Origin of the sequence: Streptococcus sp. HMSC077D04 (assembly GCF_001808785.1) — a bacterium.
GTDB lineage: Bacteria > Bacillota > Bacilli > Lactobacillales > Streptococcaceae > Streptococcus > Streptococcus mitis_BX.
In genome coordinates this window covers 1-470 of record NZ_KV794474.1, presented here as the reverse complement: position 1 = coordinate 470, position 470 = coordinate 1, and the positions used below count along the sequence as shown (strand labels likewise).

The following is a 470-nucleotide window of genomic DNA, read 5'->3' as shown; positions in this document are numbered from 1 at the left end:
CATCTCACTCAAACTTTTAATACAACTGGTGAGGTAGTTAGTGGTGCTTTTAATTGGGTTGTTGAGCATCCTAAGGAAGTAGCAATAGCTTTTGGTGCAGTAGTTACTATAGGTGTCGCTGTAGCGTTTGCCCCTGAAATTATTGCTTTTTTGGCCGCTGTGAGTTCTGTAAAACTAATGGGGGGAGCAGTAGCTAGTACTCTTATTGGAATATCCATTTTTAATGATAAAGGGGAATAATATATGAAATTAGTAAAAAAAATAGTAAGTAGGGCGACAGAAAACACTCTTTTACAACTTGATAGGGTTATTCTAATTTGCTTATTTTTAGTCTTGGTTGTTTATGTGATGGCAGTATTTTTAATATTTCAAAGCAATTTGGAAATATTGGGACTCATATTATTAGTTATTGACTTTTTAGTTCTCGTCTTTGTATTTTATTTAAGATTTGTATCTAGAAAAGTTATTGT

The 470-nt window shown here is 32.8% G+C and carries 2 pseudogenes; both read left to right on the top strand.

The annotated features are described in order from the left end of the window. Window positions 1-240, top strand: a pseudogene (locus HMPREF2701_RS01030) (hypothetical protein); the annotation flags it as partial. Window positions 241-243: 3 nt separating this feature from the next. Continuing rightward, a pseudogene (locus tag HMPREF2701_RS11290) lies at window positions 244-470 on the top strand (hypothetical protein); the annotation flags it as partial.